We start from the raw sequence: 16,879 nt of genomic DNA on the forward strand, positions 1-16,879 counted from the left end.
GCCATTCATGGGCATGTAGGAATGGCAGACAGCCCTCGCCGCGGCTGACCGGCACGCTAGGGCAGATAATTCAAGCCATCTCTAATTGAGGTTATACCGTTGCCCGGCACTGTCAAGCCGCGAGCGCCAGGGCTGGCGAGAGGCGTTGCAGGGGATCGCCGTGGAGAGCGCGAGGCTGGGGCAGTGGTAGGCGCCCTATTCCTTCTCCCCCCTGTGGGAGAAGGTGGATCGGCGCGTAGCGCCGAGACGGATGAGGGGTGTTCCAGCGGAGTGATACGTTGGCGTTCCCTGGAGCACCCCTCATCCGTCGCCTTCGGCGACACCTTCTCCCACAAGGGGAGAAGGGAGAACCGCGCGAAACATTCGCCGGCTAAATACCAAGCATCCCGGGAAAAGTTTGTCGCGGCCTCTCGCTCTAACTTATTGTTTTTACGCGATTCCCAAGGGGAAGCGCTACGCGCTTCTCCCGGAAAAACCGCTACGCACTTTTCCTGGAATTACTCTAACTGCGTGGAAACAACAGTCAGAACGGATTGGTAGTCCAGTGAATCACCGGGGCCACCTCTAATCCTGCTTCAACCTCCGGCACAGCTCATCCAGCTGCTCCAGGCTCCGATACGCAACCCGCAGCACCCCGCCCTTGCCCTTGTGGTCGACCGTTACGATCATGCCGGTCGTGTCGGTGAGCAGCTTTTCCAGCGCCAATGTGTCGGCGTCCTTTTCCGCGGCCGGCGCGGCGGGCTTGGCGGCGTTGGAAGGTGTGCCGGCCGGCATCTGCGCCAGCGCTTCGGCCTGGCGCACGGAAAGGCCTTCCTCGACGATGCGCTTGGCGAGGCCGGCGGGATCCTCCGCCGTCACCAGCGTGCGGGCGTGGCCGGCCGACAGCGCGCCGTCGACCAGCATGTCGCGGATCACGTCGGGCAGCTTCAACAATCGCAGCGTGTTGGCGACATGGCTGCGGCTCTTGCCGATCACCTGGCCGAGATCGGCCTGGGTGTAGCCATGGTCGTCGATGAGCTGCTGGTAGCCCTGCGCCTCTTCGACCGGATTGAGGTCGGCGCGCTGGACGTTCTCGATGATCGCCAGCTCCAGCGCCGTGCGGTCGTTGACATCGCGGATGATGACCGGGATCTCGGTCAGCCCGGCGCGCTGCGCCGCGCGCCAGCGACGCTCGCCGGCGATGATCTCGTAACGGCCCGCCTGGGTGGGCGACGGCCGCGCCACCACCGGCTGCACGACGCCATGCTCGCGGATCGACTGGGCGAGATCGGTCAGTTCGGCATCGCCGAAATGCCGGCGCGGATTCTTCGGATTGGCGCTGATGAACTCGATCGGCACCTTGCCATCGGCGCTCATGCCCGGTTTTTCCGGTGCGGCCGGGCGGTCGATCTCACCGATCAAAGCTGCCAGCCCGCGACCCAGTCTTTTCCTCGAGAGATCTTCGTTCATCTTTATTCCACGTCTATTTCGAATCGTTTCGGTATCGAATCGGCTGTTGATTATGCATCTGCCTAATCAAGCGGCGCGCAATTTACGCTCGCGGCGGATCACTTCGGAGGCCAGCTGCAGATAGGCCTGGCTGCCAGAGCATTTCAGGTCGTACAGGATCGCCGGCTTGCCATAGGACGGCGCTTCGGACACGCGCACATTGCGCGGTATGATGGTCTCATAGACCTTATCGCCCATATGCTCGCGCACGTCCTGCACCACCTGGTTGGCGAGGTTGTTGCGGCCGTCATACATGGTCAGCACGATGCCCTGGATGGTGAGATCCGGATTGATCGAGCGGCGCACCTGCTCGACGGTTTCGAGCAACTGGCTGAGGCCTTCCAGCGCGAAGAACTCGCATTGCAGCGGCACGAGAACGGAGTCGGCCGCCGCCATGGAATTCAAGGTCAAAAGATTGAGCGAGGGTGGGCAGTCGATCAGCACATAGCCGAAGGGCGCCCCGCGCTCGGTCGCGGCACGCAGCGCATTGCGCAGCTTCAGGACCCGGTCGGGCGCCGATGCGATCTCCATCTCGATGCCGAGCAGGTCGAGCGTCGAGGGCACGATCGACAGGCCGGGCACCGCGGTCGGAATGGCCGCGGCTTCCAGGTCCAGTTCGCCCGTCAGCACATCGTAGGACGAGACCGTCCGGTCCTTGCGGTCGATACCGAGGCCGGTGCTTGCATTGCCTTGCGGGTCGAGGTCGACGATCAGCACTTTCTCACCGATCGCCGCCAGCGCGGTGGCCAGGTTGATGGCGGTGGTCGTCTTGCCGACACCGCCCTTCTGGTTGGCTACGGTGATGATTCGAGGGCCGTTCTTCATCATGGGCTTATGCCAGAAATTCATCTTTGGGTCGCCGAATAATCAGGCCGGTCTCGGTTCAGACAGGCCGCACATTGGACAATTCGAGGATGACGCCGCTGGCGTCGGTCACGCTCGGATGTTCTACCAGATCGAAGGTCCACCGGTTAACGCTTTCTTGCACTTCGGCGCGGTAATCCCGGCCTTTGTGGAACAATCCGCGCGCGCCCGAGGTCAGCCATGGCGCGGACAGGTCGAGCAGGACCGGAAGCGAAGCCAGCGCCCGCGCCGTGACGATTTGCGGCTTCGAAACAAGCACATGGCTGCCCTCGATACGGCGCGCCACGACCCGCGCCGGCAAGCCGAATTGACCGATGACGGTCTGCAGGAAAGAGGCCTTCTTGCGGTTGCTTTCGACCAGATCGATGCTGGCCCCCGGGCGCTCGGCGAGCAGAAAGGCCATGATAAGCCCAGGAAAGCCGCCGCCGGAGCCGATGTCGACCCAATGCCTGGCTTCAAGCTCTATCCGAGCGAGCTGGGCGCTGTCCAGTATGTGGCGCTGCCAGACATCGGCCGAGGTCGACTGTGCCACGAGATTGATGCTGCGATTCCATTTCTGGAACATGTCTTCGAACGCCACCAGGCGCTCGAATGTTTCACGTGAAACCGGACCGGCAGCGTCCTGCAGGCTCTTCAGGGAAAACGAGCTCACGCAACGTCCCTCTGCTCGGCCTTTTGTGCGGATTCCCAATGGCGGACATGCGCGACGATGATCGCCAGCGCTGCCGGCGTCATGCCTTCCATGCGCTGTGCATCCGCGATGGAGCGCGGCCGCCTCGCCTGCATCTTCTGTTTCAGCTCATTGGACAGTCCGGGCACGCCGGCGAAATCGACCGTCTCCGGGATCAGCCGGCTCTCTTCATGCCGGATCTGCGCGACATCCGTGCTCTGGCGATCGAGATAAACCGAATATTTCGCTTCCGTTTCGAGACGCTCGGCGGTCTTGGCGTCGATGTCGTGAAACTTCGGCTCGACCCTGGCCAGCCAGGCCACGTCGACACCGGGATAGGCCAGGAGTTCAAAGCCGGACCGGCGCACGCCGTCGCGGTTGATCTCCAGACCGTGCCGTGCCGCCTCGTTCGGCGTCATGGTCAGCGAAAGCGCCAGCTGGCGCGCTTCGTCGAGCCGCCGCATGACATCGGCATAACGCTGCATCCGTCGCGCCGGGGCGATCCCAAGCTTGTCGGCCAGCGGGGTCAGCCGCTCATCGGCGTTGTCGGCGCGCAGCGACAGCCGGAACTCGGCCCGCGAGGTGAACATCCGATAGGGTTCGCTGATGCCGCGGCTGGTCAAATCGTCGACCATCACGCCGATATAGGCCTGGGTGCGGCTGAGGACGACCTGCTTGCCCCCTCCGGCGCGCCGCGAGGCATTGAGGCCGGCGAGCAGGCCCTGTCCAGCCGCCTCTTCATAGCCGGTCGTGCCGTTGATCTGCCCGGCGAGAAAGAGCCCGGCGACGCGCTTGGTCTCCAGTGTCTGATGCAGTTCGCGCGGATCGACGTGGTCATATTCTATGGCATAGCCGGGCTGCAGCATGACCGCACGCTCCAGCCCCGGAATGGTCTTGAGGATATCGAGCTGAACGTCTTCCGGTAGCGAGGTCGAAATCCCGTTGGGATAGACAGTGTGGTCGTCGAGCCCTTCCGGCTCGAGAAAGATCTGGTGCCCGTCCCGATCGCCGAACTTGACTATCTTGTCCTCGATCGACGGGCAATAGCGCGGCCCGACGCCTTCGATCGAGCCGGAATACATGGCCGAACGGCCAAGATTGGCGCGGATCAGCTCATGCGTCGCCGTCGTCGTGCGGGTAATGCCGCAATCGATCTGCGGTGTGACGATGCGGTCGGTCATCAGGGAGAACGGCACGGGATGCTCGTCCGCCGCCTGGCTGTCGAGCGATGCCCAGTCGATGGTCCGCCCATCGAGCCGCGGTGGCGTGCCGGTCTTGAGCCGCCCGAGCTTGAATCCGGCGCGGTCCATCGTCGCCGACAATCCGATGCTGGCCTTCTCGTTTATGCGGCCGGCGACGATCTTCTTATCGCCGATGTGGATGAGACCGCGCAGGAAGGTTCCCGTCGTCAGCACCACGGCGCCGCAGGCAAGCCGGCGGCCGTCCGCCAGCAGAACCGCGGCGATCTTTCCATCTGGCATTTCGAAATCGAGAACTTCGCCCTCGACGACGTCGAGATCATTCTGCTGCCGAATCGCTTCCTGCATGGCAAGGCGATAGAGCTTCCTGTCGGCCTGCGTCCGCGGACCCCGCACCGCTGGCCCCTTGCGGCGGTTGAGCAGACGAAACTGGATCCCGGCGGCGTCCGCCACGCGGCCCATCAGCCCGTCCATGGCGTCGATCTCGCGCACCAGATGCCCCTTGCCGAGACCGCCGATCGCCGGGTTGCACGACATGACGCCGATCGTATCGAAACGCAGCGATACCAGAGCGGTGCTGGCGCCGGCGCGCGCGGCCGCGCTGGCAGCCTCGCAACCGGCATGGCCGCCGCCCACCACAACCACATCATAGTGATCGGTCATTTTACATAGGTCCCGGACTCAATGAGATGAGCGACACATGTCCCTGCGAGGCCATGCTGTCAAGAAAACTTCCGCGCGACGTTTCACGTGAAACAGGGAAAGGCTGCTTCTGTCCGCGTTTCACGTGAATCACGGCCCCAAGACTGTTTCACGTGAGTCAGTCGGAGGAGGCCTGCCAGCGACCGCAGTGTTTCACGTGAGTCACTTTCCGATGCAGAACTGGGAAAAGATCACGTCCAGCAAGTCCTCGACGTCTACGGCGCCCACGATTCGCCCCAGCCGGTCGGCTGCCAGTCGCAGTTCTTCGGCGCGCAGTTCCTGCGCGGTCCGTTCATCGGCGGCGCGGTGCAGATGCCGGTTCGCGGCATTGAGCAGCTCGACATGGCGTAGCCGCGACGGCAGCACATCGCCGGCAGCGCCCGCTGCCTGACTGGCGCGGCGCCCGATCTCCGCCAGCAATCCATCCACGCCCGTCCCGTCGATCACCGATATGCCAAACTCATAGCGCCGAACCCCATTGTGAGCCGCTTCGCTGTCAAGCAGATCAAGCTTGGTGCCAACGCGCAATGCCGGCGCCGTCACTGTCAGCGGACCCGCATCCCTTGGGTTGGCGGCGTCCTCGAGCAACAGCACGAGATCGGCGCGATCCGCCTTGGCTTTCGCCTTCTCTATGCCAATCGCCTCGACCTTCCCCGGCGCATCCCGCAACCCGGCCGTATCGGTCAGCCTGACACACAGGCCTTCGAGATCCAGCACCACCTCCAGCAGGTCGCGGGTAGTGCCGGGTTCATCCGTTACAATAGCCGCATCGCGCCGCGCCAAGGCATTGAACAGGCTGGACTTGCCGGCATTGGGCGCGCCGAGGATGACGACTTCGAAGCCGTCGCGGATGATTTCGGCGGCGTGGAATCCCGCTATATGGCGGTCAATTTCCGACATCATCGACCGCACGTCTGACCAAACCGTATCCGAAACGGAACCCGGCACGTCATCCTCATCGGCGAAGTCGATCTCCGCCTCGATCATCGCCCGCGCATGGATCAGGCGCCGACGCCAATTGAGGTAGAGCTCGCTCTGCGCGCCTTCGGCATTTTGGATAGCAAAACGCCGCTGCGCTTCCGTCTCGGCGTTGACGAGGTCGGCCAGCGCCTCGGTCTCGACCAGGTCGACCTTGCCATTGAGGAACGCGCGGCGCGTGAATTCTCCAGGTTCGGCATGCCTGACGCCGTCAAAGCCAGCGATCGTCTCCAGCATCCTGGCCACCACGGCGCGGCCGCCATGAACATGAAACTCGGCGACATCCTCACCCGTGAAACTGGCCGGACCGGGGAAGAAGACGACCAGCCCAGTGTCGAGCACCGTCTCATCCGCAGCCCTGAACTTGCGCAGAACCGCGCTCCGCTCTTTAACCACGCCGCCGGCAATCGTTTCGACAACGAATCGAGTCCGTGGGCCGGATATGCGCAGCACCGCGACACCGGCGGGGAGCCGGCCGCTCGACAGCGCCACGATCGATTCGCCTGAAATCATTTGCCCGCTCTACCGAACCGCCCTAGCTTCCGCCTCATCACCGCCCCCGGATTGCCCCGAAAGTTTGGCCCTTGTGACTTTGCCCGCGCGAAACCTGCTTGCCGACGAGGCCAGCCCCTATCTGCAGCAGCACAGCGGCAATCCCGTGCACTGGCGGGGATGGTCGCCGGCATCGCTGGAAGAAGCAAAGGCGCTGGACAGGCCTATCCTGCTCTCCATCGGCTATGCCGCCTGTCACTGGTGCCATGTCATGGCCCATGAAAGCTTCGAGAATGACGACGTCGCCGCCGTCATGAACCGTCTGTTCGTCAATATCAAGGTCGACCGCGAGGAGCGCCCCGACATCGACCAGATCTACATGGCGGCCCTGTCCTCAATGGGCGAGCAGGGCGGCTGGCCGCTGACCATGTTCCTGACGCCGGACGGCAAGCCGTTCTGGGGCGGCACCTATTTCCCGCGCGAGCCGCGTTATGGCCGTCCGGGATTCATCCAAGTGATGGAAGCGGTCGACAAGGCCTGGCGCGACAAGCGGGCGAGCCTGCACCAGAGCGCCGATGGCCTGACCTCCCATGTCGAGGCGCGGCTCTCGGCCGCGCATGCCAAGGCACTTCTCGATCGCGATACGCTGTCCGACCTTGCCGGCCGCATCGGCGGCATGGTCGACCGCGACCGCGGCGGCCTCGCCGGCGCGCCGAAATTCCCGAACGCGCCATTCATGCAAACGTTGTGGCTGTCCTGGCTGCGCGACGGCAATGCCGCGCATCGTGACGACGTTTTCACCAGCCTCGAACATATGCTGAGCGGCGGCATCTACGATCACATCGGCGGCGGGCTCAGCCGCTATTCGACGGACGCCGAATGGCTGGTGCCGCATTTCGAGAAGATGCTCTACGACAACGCCCAACTCATCCGTTTCTGCAACTGGGCTCACGCGGCAACCGGCAACGATCTGTTCCGGATACGAATCGAAGACACGGTCGACTGGCTGCTGCGCGAAATGCGGGTCGACGGCGGCGCCTTTGCCGCCAGTCTCGACGCCGACAGCGATGGCGAGGAAGGGCTGTTCTACACCTGGAGCAGGGAAGAGATCGAATCCGTCCTTGGCGGCGATTCAGATTTGTTTTTCAAATACTTCACGCTTTCCAGCCCGCCCGGTTGGGAAGGCAAGCCAGTGGTCCACCAGACCCTCTCCCAGCAAGCGCTTGGTGTGGGGGACCGGGACCAGTTGGTGCCGCTCAAGGCAAGGCTTCTCGCTGTGCGGGAAGAACGCGTCAGGCCGGGCCTGGATGCAAAGACCCTTACCGACTGGAACGGCCTGATGATCGCCGCCCTCACCGAAGCTGGCCGCTCGCTGGCCCGCCCGGATTGGGTCGAGGCGGCGGCAAAGGCCTTTGCCCATGTCAGCGCCGCCAGCCGCGACAATCGCTTGCCGCATTCCATGCTCGGCGCCCGGAAATTGTTTCCCGCTCTGTCGAGCGACTATGCCGCTATGACCAACGCCGCGATCTCGCTGTTCGAAGCCACGGGCGATTGGAATTATGTCGAAAAGGCCAGCCAGTTCCTCGAACAACTGGACCGTTGGCACGCCGACGCCGAAGGGGCGGGCTACTATCTGACGGCCTCGGACAGCACCGACGTGCCGATCCGCATCAGGGGGGATGTCGACGAGGCCATTCCGTCGGCCACCAGCCAGATCATCGAGGCGCAGCTCCGGCTCGCCTCCCTCACCGGCAATCTCGACTTGCAGGAGAAGGCGTGGAAAACCGCCGAGCACGCCGCCGGCCGCGCCGCGCATCAGGCCTATGGCCAGACGGGCATCGTCAATGCCTGCGCGCTTGCCATCGAGCCGCTGAAACTGGTCATCGTCGATGGGCCGGACGATCCGAAGCTCATTCCGGTCGCGAATCGAAATCCCGATCCGCGTCGCGTCGATATCGTCGTGCCGATCGGTACGGCGGCGAATCGACCCCTGCTGCCCGGCGGAATCCTGCCGCCGACCAACCGGCGCGGCGCCTGGTTCTGCACCGGCCAGGTCTGCCTGCCGGTGGTTACGGATCCGGATGAGCTGGAAGGATTGGTGCGGCGACCCTAACTCGCCGCGAGATGATAGGGCAGGAAGCGGACACGGCGCAGATCCGAGAACGAAGAGGAGGGGGCGAACCCCCTCCGAACTCAAGTGTTCATCGAATCGAAGAAATCGCCATTGGTCTTGGTCTGCTTCAGCTTGTCGATCAGGAACTCGATCGCGTCGGTGGTTCCCATCGGCGCCAGGATACGGCGCAGCACGAAGATCTTCTGCAGGTCCTGGCGCGACACCAGCAAATCTTCCTTGCGGGTACCGGACTTCAGGATGTCGATGGCCGGATAGATGCGCTTGTCGGCCACCTTGCGGTCGAGCTGGATTTCGCAGTTGCCGGTGCCCTTGAACTCTTCGAAGATGACTTCGTCCATGCGGCTGCCGGTGTCGATCAGCGCCGTGGCGATGATGGTCAGCGAGCCGCCTTCCTCGATGTTGCGGGCGGCACCGAAGAAGCGCTTCGGCCGCTGCAGCGCGTTGGCGTCGACACCACCGGTCAGCACCTTGCCGGATGACGGCACGACGGTGTTGTAGGCGCGGCCGAGGCGAGTGATCGAATCCAGCAGGATCACCACGTCGCGGCCGTGCTCGACCAGGCGCTTGGCCTTCTCGATGACCATTTCGGCGACCTGGACGTGGCGCACGGCCGGCTCGTCGAAGGTCGAGGAGATCACCTCGCCTTTGACCGAACGCTGCATGTCGGTCACTTCCTCCGGTCGCTCGTCGATCAGAAGCACGATCAGATAGCATTCCGGATGATTGGCGGTGATCGAGTGCGCGATGTTCTGCAACAGCACCGTCTTGCCGGTGCGCGGCTGCGCGTTGATCAAAGCGCGCTGGCCCTTGCCGATCGGCGCCACCAGGTCGATCACGCGAGGCGATATGTCCTTGCTGGGCGGATTGTCGACCTCCATCTTCAGCCGCGAGGTCGGATAGAGCGGCGTCAGATTGTCGAAGTGGATCTTGTGACGGATCTTTTCGGGATCGTCGAAATTGATCGTGTTGACCTTGAGCAGCGCGAAATAGCGCTCGCCCTCCTTCGGGCTGCGGATCGGTCCTTCGACCGTATCGCCGGTCTTCAGCGAAAAGCGCCGGATCTGCGACGGCGAGATATAGATGTCGTCGGGACCTGGCAAATAGTTGGCATTGGCGGAGCGCAGGAAGCCGAAACCGTCCTGCAGCACCTCGACCACACCGTCGCCGATGATTTCGATGTCCTGGGCGGCGAGCTTCTTGAGGATCGCGAACATCAGTTCCTGCTTGCGCATGACACTGGCGTTCTCGACCTCGAGCGATTCGGCATAAGCGATCAGCTCTGGCGGCTTCTTGTTCTTGAACTCGGTGAGTTTCATTTCTTGCATTAGACGGACTCTGGGTAGGCTTTGGGGAAAAAAATCGGCGGGATGCGACAAATGCCGGGCGCGGCCGAAAGCAATGAGGGGCGGCGCATGACGGGAAGGAAGACCCGTCTTGTATCGTCGGTCGGCTGAAAGAGCAAGCCGCCTTTTGACGGGGCCGGATGAAGCCTCAGAAGGGCTTCACGACGACCAGGATCACGATTGCGATCATCAGCAATGTGGGGATCTCATTGACGATCCGCCAGTGCCTTGCCGTTTTTTCGTTGCGGTCCTCGGCGAATTTGCGCACCGCGGCGGCCAGATAGCCGTGAATGCCCGACATAAGCAGCACCAGGCCGATCTTGGCATGCAGCCAGCCGCCCTGGAACGCGAAGATCTTCCAGGCCAGCCACAGCCCGAACAGCCAGGTGAGGATCATCGCCGGATTGATGATGCCGCGCAGCAGACGCCGCTCCATCACCTTGAAGGTTTCGGATTGGACGGAGCCCCTCTCCGCGTCGACGTGATAGACAAACAGCCGCGGCAGATAGAGCATGCCGGCCATCCAGGAAATGACGGCGAGGATATGGATCGCCTTTGCCCAGGGATAGAAGCTTTCCGGTGCGAAGAAAAACAAAAGCGCGGTGAGAACAATCAGGACTGCGATGCCGACGGCCATGCGCTTCATCGCCTGGCCGGTGCTGTTGGTGTCATCCCTGTCAGCCATCAGCGTGCCGCGCTCCGAACCTGTTTCACCATCGCCTCGACATGCGCCACCGGCGTCTCCGGCGTGATGCCGTGGCCGAGGTTGAAGATCAGCGGCCCGTCCCCCAACGCCTGGAGGATCGCCTCGACGCCGTCGGCCAGCGCCTCGCCGCCGGCGACCAGCCGCAACGGATCGAGGTTGCCCTGGACCGCCCCTTGCCGCTGCAAGGCCTTCGCTGCCTCGAGCGGCACCGTCCAGTCGATGCCGAGCCCGGTCACGCCGGTCTTGGCGCGATAGCTCTGGTAGCGGGCTCCCGCACCCTTGGGAAAACCGATGATCGGCACGTCGGGATGGACGGCCCGCACCTGCCTGACGATCTCGGCCACCGGTTCGACGCAGCACTGTTCGAACGAGGCATCGTCGAGCACGCCCGACCAGGAATCGAAGATCTGCACGACATCCGCACCGGCCTCGATCTGGCGGATCAGGTAGGAAGCCGAATGATCGGCGAGCACCTTCAGCAGCTGCCGAAACGCCGCCGGCTCGCGGTAGGAGAACAGCCGCGCCGGCGCCTGGTCCGGCGTACCGTGACCGGCGATCATGTAGGTCGCCACCGTCCATGGCGCGCCGCAGAAGCCGATCAGCGTCGTCTCGTCGGGCAATTTCGCCCGCAGCCTCCGAACCGTCTCGTAGACCGGCCCGAGATTCACGTGAAACATCTCGCTTCCCAGCGCCGCGATCTCGGCCGCGGAAATCGGCGTCAGCAGCGGCCCGCGCCCTTCCTCGAAGCGCACGTCGCGGCCAAGCGCATGGGGAACGACAAGGATGTCCGAGAACATGATCGAAGCGTCGAAGCCGAAGCGCTCGATCGGCTGCAACGTCACTTCGACGGCAAGGTCGGGGTCGTAGCAGAGATCCAGGAAGGACCCGGCACGCTTTCGCGTTTCCCTATATTCCGGCAGATAGCGCCCGGCCTGGCGCATCATCCAGAGCGGAGGAGGAAACACCGCCTTGCCCTTCAGGACATCCAGCATGATCCGTCTTGCAGGCATCGAGCGCTCGCCTCTCCCGGCTTCCTCTTAATCAAATATCTTATTTTAAAAGAGTCTTCTGATTCTAAGAGTCTGTTGGTTGTGGTGGTTGTCACCTGTCCCGCTTTGGCCGCCAAAACGCCAGCAAGCATATTGTCGCGCACTCCCGATCGCGGTTTGCAGGGTTCTGGGGACAATCAGGAATCTCGCAGGCGAGTCAATGCGCTAGATCGACCACCCTCGAAGCCTCCCCTGTGGACAGGCGAAAGGCAAAACGTCTCGTCCACGAACTTGTCCCCAGCCGTCCGGCGAAGCTGACAGCGCATCGAATTGTGGACAAACCGGCATCTGATACAGTCGCCTCTGCCAGTACGCCCGCCTGTCCAACCTTATCCACATCCGCCCACAGCCCCAGGTGACCCCTGTGAACAAACCCCAGAGCTTCTTCCACCTGCATTTGATTTCCGACGCCACGGGGGAAACGCTGCTCGCCGCCGGCCGCGCCGCTTCGGCGCAGTACAAGGATGCGCGCGCCATCGAGCACATCTACCCGCTCATCCGCACCGAAAAGCAGATAGCCAAGGTGTTCGAGGACATAGAGGAGGAGCCGGGCATCATCCTCTACACGGTCGTCGACCAGAAGCTGGCGCGCGGCATCGACGAACGCTGCGCGGCCATGGGCCTGCCTTGCGTGTCCGTGCTGGAACCCGTGCTCACCGTGTTCCAGTCCTATCTCGGCACCCCGGCCGGCCGCCGCGTCGGCGCCCAGCATGTTCTCGACGCCGAATATTTCCGCCGCATCGATGCGCTGAATTTCACCATGGACCATGATGACGGCCAGCTGCCGGCAAACATGGATGACGCCGATGTCGTGCTGATCGGCATATCCCGCACCTCGAAGACGCCGACCAGCATCTATCTCGCCAACCGCGGCATCAAGACCGCCAACATCCCGATCGTGCTCGGCGTGCCGGTGCCCGAAAGCCTGGTCACCGCCAGGACACCGCTGATCGTCGGATTGATCGCCACCGCCGAGCGCATCTCGCATGTGCGCCAGAACCGCATCCTCGGCAATTCGAGCACCTATGTGTCGACCGACTATGTCGACCGCGCCGCCATCAACGAGGAGCTCGCCTACGCCCGCCAGATCTGCACCCGCCACGGCTGGCCGATGATCGACGTCAGCCGCCGCTCGATCGAGGAGACGGCTGCGGCCATCGTTGCCCTGCGGGGGAAGACGAGATAGGGCAGACGAGAAATGTGAGCATTCCGTGGCGCACCCCTCATCCGACCTCGCTTCGCGAGGTGGCCGAGCGCAGCTCGGACGGATGAGGGGTGCGCCACGGAACACTAATGCCGGTGAATCAGCATGACCGAAAAAATCATCCTCGCTTCAGGCAGCCCGTTCCGCAAGGCGATGCTGGTCGATGCCGGCGTCGACATCGAGACGGTTCCCGCGACGCTGGACGAGCGGGCGCTGGAAGCGCCCTTGCAGGACAGCGGCGCCTCGCCCGAGGACGTCGCCCTGGTGCTCGCCGAAGCCAAGGCCACCGAAGTCAGCGAGCGCCGGCCCGGCGCGCTGGTGCTCGGCTGCGACCAGACGCTGTCGCTCGGCGACGAGGTGTTCCACAAGCCGGCCGACATGGAAGGCGCGCGCCGCCATCTCCTGGCGCTGTCGGGCAAGACCCATCAGTTGAACAGCGCCGCCGTGCTGGTGCGAGACGGCAAGGTGCTGTGGCGCCATGTCGGCATCGCCTCGATGACCATGCGCAAGCTCGACCCCGCCTTCATCGGACGCCATCTCGCCCAGGTCGGCGCCAAGGCATTGTCGAGCGTCGGCGCCTATCAAATCGAGGGCGAAGGCATCCAGCTGTTCGAAATAATCGCGGGCGATCATTTTACCATTGTCGGCCTGCCGCTGCTGCCGCTGCTGGCGGAACTGCGCACACTGGGAGCCATCGATGGCTGAGGCAATGAAGAAGGCCTTCGTCACCGGCCATCCGATAAAACATTCGCGCTCGCCGATGATCCACGGTCACTGGCTGGCCGAACATGGCATTGACGGCAGCTACCAGGCGATCGACGTGGCGCCGCGGGATTTCGCCGATTTCCTGGCGAGCATGCAGGCCAATGGCTATCGCGGCGGCAACGTCACCATCCCGCACAAGGAGGCGGCCTTTGCCGGGGTCGCGCGCCGCGACCATGCGGCGGACGAAATCGGCGCCGTCAACACGCTGTGGCTCGAGGACGGCACTTTGTGGGGCGGCAACACCGACGGCCACGGCTTTGCCGCCAATCTCGACGATTACGCTCCGGGCTGGGCGTCCAGGGGCCCGGCCGTGGTGCTGGGTGCCGGCGGCGCCTCCCGCGCCGTCATCCACGCACTGAAGACGCGCGGCCTCAAAGACATCCGCATCGTCAACCGCACGCTCGCCCGGGCGATCGAATTGCGCGACCGCTTTGGCGCCGGCGTTTCGGCGCACGAAGTGGCCGCGACCGCCGAATTGCTGGGCGACGCCGGCCTGCTGGTCAACACCACCGCGCTGGGCATGCAGGGCAATGAGGGTTTGCCCGCCGACCCCACGCTGCTTCCCGACCATGCCGTGGTCAACGACATCGTCTACGTGCCGCTCGAGACCCCCCTGCTCGCCGCCGCGCGGGCACGGGGGCTGAAGACGGTCGACGGGCTCGGCATGCTACTCAACCAGGCGGTGCCCGGCTTCGAACGCTGGTTCGGCGTCAGGCCGAAGGTGACGGCGGAGCTCCGCGCGATCATCGTTGCCGATCTGGTGCGCAAACCATGATCGTGCTCGGCCTCACCGGCTCGATCGGCATGGGCAAGTCGACCACGGCCAGGATGTTCGCCGAGGCCGGCGTGCCGGTGCATGATTCGGACGAAACGGTGCACCGCCTCTATGCCGGCAAGGCGGCTCCCCTGGTCGAGGCCGCTTTTCCCGGCACCACCGCCGACGGAAGCGTCGACCGCGCAAAACTCGGCGCCCGTGTGCTTGGCGACGCGGCGGCCTTGAAAAAGCTCGAAGCCATCATCCATCCGCTGGTCCGTGCCGATGCCGACGCCTTCCTGGCCAAGCATCGTAACGCCGGCGAATCGATCGCGGTCCTCGACATCCCGCTGCTGTTCGAAACCGGCGGCCGTGGCCGGGTCGACAAGGTCGTCGTCGTCACCGCGCCGGCCGAAGTCCAGCGCCAGCGCGTGCTGGCACGGCCTGGCATGAGCGAGGAAAAACTGGCGGCGATCCTGGCCAAGCAGGTGCCGGATGCCGAAAAGCGGCGGCTGGCCGATTTCGTCATCGATACCGGTAACGGGCTGGACGCCGCGCGCGCTGCTGTTGCAGCGGTCATTGCGGAACTTCGGGGATAAGCGGGGCAGCTGAGGCCCTTTCCTTCTCCCCTTGTGGGAGAAGGTGGATCGGCGCGCCGCGCCGAGACGGATGAGGGGTGCGCCACGGGGTGCCGTCGGTGCCAAGCTGGAGCACCCCTCATCCGTCGCCTTCGGCGACACCTTCTCCCACAAGGGGAGAAGGGAAAAGAGGCATTGCCCATTGCCATTTTGTTCCGCTCTGGCGATTCTGCCTCCCAGGAGCGACCTGATTCGATGCGCGAGATCATTTTCGATACCGAAACCACCGGCCTCGATTCGCGCGACGACCGCGTGATCGAGCTTGGCGGTGTCGAGCTGGTCAATCGTTTTCCGACCGGCAGGACCTTCCATCACTATATCAACCCGCAAGGGCGCGCGATCCATGCCGAGGCGCAGTCCGTGCACGGCATCAGCGCTGCCGATCTCGCGGGCAAGCCGACCTTCGCCGAAATCGCCGAGGAATGGCTGCGGTTCACGGAAGGCGCCAAGCTGGTCGCCCACAACGCCACATTCGATATCGGCTTCCTCAATGTCGAATTCGGCCGGCTCGGTCATCCGCCCGTCGATAACGGGCTTGTCGTTGATACGCTGGCCCTGGCGCGCCGCAAGCACCCGATGGGTCCCAATTCGCTCGACGCGCTGTGCCGGCGCTACGGCATCGACAATACGAAACGCACCAAGCACGGAGCCTTGCTCGATTCCGAATTGCTGGCCGAAGTCTATATCGAGCTGATCGGCGGCAAGCAGGCGGCTCTCATTCTCGACAGCGCCACCGCGCCGGCCCAGGGCGAGAACGTCCGCCATATCGAGATCATCGTCGCCGAACGGCCGGCGCCGCTCGTGCCGCGCCTCACCGAAGCAGAGCGCGCGGCGCACGCCGCCATGGTCGCCACGCTTGGCGAAAAGGCGCTTTGGCTGAAGGCAACGTCGTCCGAGGCAAGTGCCGCGACCTCGTCGTAACCCGGACCTTCAGTACGGCCACTCACCTCGGCCCAGCGCGGCAACCGCCGCGATGATGCGCGCAAAGGCTTCCGCCGCGGCCGGCACTGTGATGCGAGCGCGCAGGAAACTGTGCACGAGGCGGGGCTCCTGATGCCAACACGCCTTGCCGCCGGCGTCCAAGATGCGGTCGCGATAGGCCTCGCCATCCGACGACAGCGGATCGCATTCGGCCGTTACGATCACCGTCGGCGGCAGGCCGGAAAAGTCCGTGTCGCGCAGCGGTGAAAAGGTCGGATCGTCGGGCGATTGCTTCCTGGCTGACCTGACGTCGCGATAGAAGGCGGCATCGCCTGTCGACAGCAGCGGCGCATCGGCGTGTTCGACATAGGAGCCCACCGCCTCGTTGCCGCCGAGATCGGGATAGATCAGCACCTGGCCGATCGCGGCGCGCGGATGGTGACGCGTGGCCTGCGCCAGCGCCGCCGCCAGACTGCCGCCCGCGCTTTCGCCGCACAGCACCAGCGGCAGGCCGCTGCTTGCGGCCGCCCATTCGAAACCCGCCAGCGCATCGTCGAAGGCGGCGGGGTGAAGGTGCTCGGGCGCCAGCCGGTAGTCGACCGACAGCACGTCGAAGCCGGTGCCGGCGCAGATTTCGGCGCAGATGTCGTCATGGCTTTCGAGCCCGCCGAGGATGAAGCCGCCGCCGTGGAAATAGAGCACTGTCGCATGCGGCGCCGCGCCGGCGAGCCGGTAACGGCGGACCGGGATGCCATGCTTGGAAGCGGCGACCAAGCTGTCGCGGGCCCTGACCCCGGGCGGTCTGCCCTGATGGAAGGCGCGGCACATCCTGGCATAGACCGCGCGCTGCTTGTCGACCGGCAGGCCTGATATCTCGGGCGGATACCAGGCGTTGACGCTGTCGATATAGGCCCAGAGTGCCGGATCGAGCCGGGTTTCGTATTTGCCGCGGCCGGTCATTTCAATCTGCGG

The 16,879-nt window shown here is 64.1% G+C and carries 15 protein-coding genes; 6 read left to right on the forward strand and 9 right to left on the reverse strand.

The features are described 5' to 3' along the window. Positions 1-564 precede the first annotated feature (564 nt). The 5 genes from EN804_RS31955 to mnmE all read right to left on the reverse strand — a co-directional run bounded on the left by EN804_RS31955 (position 565) and on the right by mnmE (position 6,414). The gene (locus tag EN804_RS31955; protein WP_135867806.1) at positions 565-1,449 is read right to left on the reverse strand and encodes a ParB/RepB/Spo0J family partition protein; all 885 of its coding nucleotides are present in this window, start codon (positions 1,447-1,449) and stop codon (positions 565-567) included. A 66-nt stretch (positions 1,450-1,515) separates the two neighbouring features. Next, positions 1,516-2,316: a ParA family protein gene (locus EN804_RS31960; protein ID WP_031251964.1), complete on the reverse strand. Its 801-nt coding sequence runs from the start codon at positions 2,314-2,316 to the stop codon at positions 1,516-1,518. Between the two features lie 55 nt (positions 2,317-2,371). Continuing rightward, complete coding sequence (rsmG, locus tag EN804_RS31965; RefSeq protein ID WP_135922095.1) at positions 2,372-3,004, reverse strand: 16S rRNA (guanine(527)-N(7))-methyltransferase RsmG; 633 nt, start codon at positions 3,002-3,004, stop codon at positions 2,372-2,374. Continuing rightward, a complete protein-coding gene (gene mnmG / locus EN804_RS31970) occupies positions 3,001-4,884 on the reverse strand; it encodes a tRNA uridine-5-carboxymethylaminomethyl(34) synthesis enzyme MnmG (protein WP_135922096.1) in 1,884 nt (627 codons plus the stop codon). The genes rsmG and mnmG overlap by 4 nt, the downstream gene beginning before the upstream one ends. A gap of 201 nt (positions 4,885-5,085) precedes the next feature. Continuing rightward, complete coding sequence (mnmE, locus tag EN804_RS31975) at positions 5,086-6,414, reverse strand: tRNA uridine-5-carboxymethylaminomethyl(34) synthesis GTPase MnmE (RefSeq protein ID WP_135922097.1); 1,329 nt, start codon at positions 6,412-6,414, stop codon at positions 5,086-5,088. A 73-nt stretch (positions 6,415-6,487) separates the two neighbouring features. On the opposite strand from mnmE, the gene EN804_RS31980 reads away from it, so the two are divergent. Continuing rightward, positions 6,488-8,506 carry a thioredoxin domain-containing protein gene (locus EN804_RS31980; RefSeq protein ID WP_135922118.1) on the forward strand — a complete coding sequence of 673 codons (2,019 nt, stop codon included), beginning with the start codon at positions 6,488-6,490 and terminating at the stop codon, positions 8,504-8,506. 80 nt (positions 8,507-8,586) lie between these two features. On the opposite strand, the gene rho is transcribed toward EN804_RS31980, so the two are convergent. The 3 genes from rho to hemE form a co-directional block, all read right to left on the reverse strand. Further along, the gene (rho, locus tag EN804_RS31985) at positions 8,587-9,852 is read right to left on the reverse strand and encodes a transcription termination factor Rho (protein WP_027145740.1); all 1,266 of its coding nucleotides are present in this window, start codon (positions 9,850-9,852) and stop codon (positions 8,587-8,589) included. Positions 9,853-10,018: 166 nt separating this feature from the next. Beyond that, positions 10,019-10,555, reverse strand: a complete 537-nt coding sequence (gene hemJ / locus EN804_RS31990; protein WP_135922098.1) for a protoporphyrinogen oxidase HemJ — start codon at positions 10,553-10,555, stop codon at positions 10,019-10,021. Next, positions 10,555-11,586: a uroporphyrinogen decarboxylase gene (hemE, locus tag EN804_RS31995; protein ID WP_135922099.1), complete on the reverse strand. Its 1,032-nt coding sequence runs from the start codon at positions 11,584-11,586 to the stop codon at positions 10,555-10,557. Before hemE ends, hemJ begins: the two co-directional genes overlap by 1 nt. Positions 11,587-11,989: 403 nt before the next feature. Between hemE and EN804_RS32000 the strand changes: the two genes are divergently transcribed. The 5 genes from EN804_RS32000 to dnaQ all read left to right on the forward strand — a co-directional run bounded on the left by EN804_RS32000 (position 11,990) and on the right by dnaQ (position 15,907). Further along, positions 11,990-12,811, forward strand: a complete 822-nt coding sequence (locus EN804_RS32000) for a pyruvate, water dikinase regulatory protein (protein WP_127276242.1) — start codon at positions 11,990-11,992, stop codon at positions 12,809-12,811. Between the two features lie 123 nt (positions 12,812-12,934). Beyond that, the gene (locus tag EN804_RS32005) at positions 12,935-13,534 is read left to right on the forward strand and encodes a Maf-like protein (protein ID WP_135922100.1); all 600 of its coding nucleotides are present in this window, start codon (positions 12,935-12,937) and stop codon (positions 13,532-13,534) included. Further along, the gene (locus tag EN804_RS32010; RefSeq protein WP_135922101.1) at positions 13,527-14,369 is read left to right on the forward strand and encodes a shikimate dehydrogenase; all 843 of its coding nucleotides are present in this window, start codon (positions 13,527-13,529) and stop codon (positions 14,367-14,369) included. Before EN804_RS32005 ends, EN804_RS32010 begins: the two co-directional genes overlap by 8 nt. Further along, a complete protein-coding gene (gene coaE, locus EN804_RS32015; RefSeq protein ID WP_135922102.1) occupies positions 14,366-14,947 on the forward strand; it encodes a dephospho-CoA kinase in 582 nt (193 codons plus the stop codon). Before EN804_RS32010 ends, coaE begins: the two co-directional genes overlap by 4 nt. Positions 14,948-15,181: 234 nt before the next feature. After that, positions 15,182-15,907, forward strand: coding sequence for a DNA polymerase III subunit epsilon (gene dnaQ / locus EN804_RS32020; protein WP_127276253.1), 726 nt, complete (start codon positions 15,182-15,184; stop codon positions 15,905-15,907). A 9-nt stretch (positions 15,908-15,916) separates the two neighbouring features. Here the strand turns inward: dnaQ and EN804_RS32025 are convergent, their stop codons facing one another. After that, complete coding sequence (locus EN804_RS32025) at positions 15,917-16,867, reverse strand: alpha/beta hydrolase (RefSeq protein ID WP_135922103.1); 951 nt, start codon at positions 16,865-16,867, stop codon at positions 15,917-15,919. Positions 16,868-16,879: the final 12 nt, after the last annotated feature.

This window comes from Mesorhizobium sp. M8A.F.Ca.ET.161.01.1.1, assembly GCF_004792105.1.
Taxonomy (GTDB): Bacteria; Pseudomonadota; Alphaproteobacteria; order Rhizobiales; family Rhizobiaceae; genus Mesorhizobium.

Bases quoted from the DNA above. Each gene is read 5' to 3' on its own strand.
- EN804_RS31960 (WP_031251964.1), bottom strand. From the start codon at position 2,316: ATGATGAAGAACGGCCCTCGAATCATCACCGTAGCCAACCAGAAGGGC.
- mnmE (WP_135922097.1), bottom strand. From the start codon at position 6,414: ATGATTTCAGGCGAATCGATCGTGGCGCTGTCGAGCGGCCGGCTCCCC.
- EN804_RS32005 (WP_135922100.1), top strand. From the start codon at position 12,935: ATGACCGAAAAAATCATCCTCGCTTCAGGCAGCCCGTTCCGCAAGGCG.
- rho (WP_027145740.1), bottom strand. From the start codon at position 9,852: ATGCAAGAAATGAAACTCACCGAGTTCAAGAACAAGAAGCCGCCAGAG.
- coaE (WP_135922102.1), top strand. From the start codon at position 14,366: ATGATCGTGCTCGGCCTCACCGGCTCGATCGGCATGGGCAAGTCGACC.
- hemJ (WP_135922098.1), bottom strand. From the start codon at position 10,555: ATGGCTGACAGGGATGACACCAACAGCACCGGCCAGGCGATGAAGCGC.
- EN804_RS31955 (WP_135867806.1), bottom strand. From the start codon at position 1,449: ATGAACGAAGATCTCTCGAGGAAAAGACTGGGTCGCGGGCTGGCAGCT.
- mnmG (WP_135922096.1), bottom strand. From the start codon at position 4,884: ATGACCGATCACTATGATGTGGTTGTGGTGGGCGGCGGCCATGCCGGT.
- hemE (WP_135922099.1), bottom strand. From the start codon at position 11,586: ATGCCTGCAAGACGGATCATGCTGGATGTCCTGAAGGGCAAGGCGGTG.
- EN804_RS32025 (WP_135922103.1), bottom strand. From the start codon at position 16,867: ATGACCGGCCGCGGCAAATACGAAACCCGGCTCGATCCGGCACTCTGG.
- EN804_RS32010 (WP_135922101.1), top strand. From the start codon at position 13,527: ATGGCTGAGGCAATGAAGAAGGCCTTCGTCACCGGCCATCCGATAAAA.
- dnaQ (WP_127276253.1), top strand. From the start codon at position 15,182: ATGCGCGAGATCATTTTCGATACCGAAACCACCGGCCTCGATTCGCGC.